We start from the raw sequence: 2,607 nt of genomic DNA, 5'->3' as shown, positions 1-2,607 counted from the left end.
ACTATGACCATTGAGGGTGAGGAGCAAGTGTCCCCCTGGTGGCGTTAAGCTTGGGGTTAAGGGACACAGCCAAGGGATAGTTGTGCTTTGCTTTATTTTTGCCAATAATGCCTGAATCTCCTTAGCCATTTTCTGATTTAGTAACCGTCCGTGCAATTGACTCGCTAATTGCCCCTTATCCACTGCTAATATATGCGCTGATAGTTTTAATGCACCTTGAATCAATTTCAGACTTTTGACTTTCTCAGAGTTATATTCTGGGTAATTTAATGTATCTGTATCATCAATCAAATCATAATCTTCAATTAGTGGCTGTACGCCAAACTCAGGATGATTAATCTTGGCAGTGATGAAATTAAAATCGGTGAGAGTTGTGTAATACTTCTCCAAATTTTCTGAATTGATCAGATTATAAGGATACCTGCCCAGATAAGCTTTGCGTGAGTAAGACTTTTGAAGTTGTAATTTATGAGGTGTTTCTACCATTTAATTCTATATTTTGAACTCTGTAGCTTAGGTTTCATTCTTCAATCTAATAACCAATAACCTTGTCTCAAAGACAAACGCACAATTAACAATTCACGGTGCATTAGCCTACGGCATAACACACCCGATATCTTACTTACTGTCCCAATAATCTACAATGCGTTGATTTACTTTTGTAAATAGCTTTCGAGTTGCTTTCAGTTCTTTTTTTGTCTGTAGAAAATCTAAGAAACTCGCATGATAAATACTATAACAATTATCTCCGTCTAGATTCTGCGGCTTCAAATACTCAACCCACTCATCTAAAACTGATTGCACATCCAATTCATCCTGTTCGGTAATATCCGCTATCATCTCACAGGGAATTGGTGTACCAATCTCCACTAAAATAAACAGGATAAATACTTTTAATTCTTGGGATTTTTCTTCCATCCCCATGCGCTGCCAATGAACTTGATAATAATCTTGTAAACCATCGGGTAATTGCTTTAAATTCAGGTCTTTATAGTCACCTTTAGCAATTCCTGGCAAAATATAACGCAGGTACATGAAATTATTTTCACTTTTAGTTGCTACCTGCTCAACAAAATCCTTATCAGAAATATTGCGGTCTTGAATCCATTGTCTAAGTGCATTTTTATAGTCTTTATCATCATTTAAAAAGAAGCGAATATACTCTTTGATATCTTCACGACTCAAATTAACATACTGACTTTCCCTTAAATCTAGCTCCTCTACCGGAACATCTGGTGCAGACAAGCGTTTTTTATCTATAGTATAGGGTCGTCTAGTCAGCAGAAAATAGACATATTCAGGAAGTGACGGCGGTAAATCTAAAAGATTTCCCCCTGCTTCTTGTTCTACTTCATCCAAAGCATCAACTACAATTACAAGACGATCGCCAGCAGTCAGTTGTTTGCTAACCTGTTCTAGTAAATCAGCTAAATTAGCCTTCTCGGCATTCTGCAACTGGTAACGCTTAATTAATTGTTTGCGAATACTTTCAAGAAATAGCTCCGCTCGATTGCGACCATCAGAGCGAATATTAAAATAGCATGGTGATTTCTTGTCCCAGACATATTTAGCAGCAATGGTACTCTTCCCCATCCCTGCATCACCCACCACTGTGAAGTAACCACTGCGATTTTTGTCGTAAAATTGTTTAAATTTGTCGAAAACAAACTTACGACCGCAAAAAGAGCGGATTTTTTCTCTAATTAATGACTTAAATTCTGCTGGATACTCGTCTAAATTCCAATCAGGGAAAGGTTCAAACTCTTTGGATTTGCTTTTTTTGGCAACCTTAATAAATATTTCGCCAAATTCTTCTAACTCAGAGTGCAACTCAATCTTAAATAATCGGATATCATAAGCTAAATCATTCCCCTGCAAAAACTTTTCTACTTGCTTGTAGAAACCCAAGGGATTATTAGAAGTATAAGCACTCCAAAAAGCCTTTTTAATCTCTCTTTCTCGAAAAAGATTCAGAATTGCTTCCCGCTTACCCACGCCATACTCAATTAAAGAGTAAACATAAACCCCATCAACATCTTTGGGTGGTTGTACTGGGTCAAAATCGTATTGTTTTAAGGTTCTGACTACAGTTTCATTGCGTTGAGCTTGATTAATAACTAGAGAAGCCGCAGGTTTAGCAATACTTTTAAGTGCATTAACTACAAGATCAATTTTCATCTTCGCTATAGATAGAGATAATTTTTACACCTGTAACTTATCCTAACGACAGATGCCAAAATTAAGCAAATACACAGTTATATAATAGCGATACCTTTCCTTCTCTACGAGAGGCTGCGCCAATGGAACGTTACGCGTAGCTTGCTTAAGAGTAGGAGTACGATAAGCCGCGCTAACACTCCTTCTTCTCTCTTCCTCAGTGTCCTCTGCGCCTCTGCGGTTCGATTCTCAGACTCATTTAGCGCAGTATGAGCGCTCACTTATACCTAAAATAAAATGAAACATGGTGCGTAGGTGTAGCCCGTCGTAGACATCGCATAGACGTTTTCAGTACCAAACCCCAAACTTGAGCTTTTAAACCGCAAGTTTCAGGCTCAAAGGCTCAATGTTCTCCCTCAGAAGCTCAACATTCACCCTCAGAAGCTCAAC

1 protein-coding gene and 1 pseudogene are annotated in these 2,607 nt (G+C 38.2%); both read right to left on the bottom strand.

Annotated elements, in window-relative coordinates; genetic code table 11:
* Nucleotides 1-486 (bottom strand): annotated as a pseudogene (locus ACFFAP_RS37835) (hypothetical protein); the annotation flags it as partial.
* Nucleotides 487-618: 132 nt separating this feature from the next.
* The gene (locus ACFFAP_RS37830; RefSeq protein WP_375516004.1) at nucleotides 619-2,178 is read right to left on the bottom strand and encodes an AAA family ATPase; all 1,560 of its coding nucleotides are present in this window, start codon (nucleotides 2,176-2,178) and stop codon (nucleotides 619-621) included.
* Nucleotides 2,179-2,607 lie beyond the last annotated feature (429 nt).

Source organism: uncultured Nostoc sp., from assembly GCF_964245575.1.
GTDB lineage: Bacteria > Cyanobacteriota > Cyanobacteriia > Cyanobacteriales > Nostocaceae > Nostoc.
Note: the sequence above shows the minus strand (reverse complement) of the source record. Positions and strands in the feature narration are given on the sequence as shown.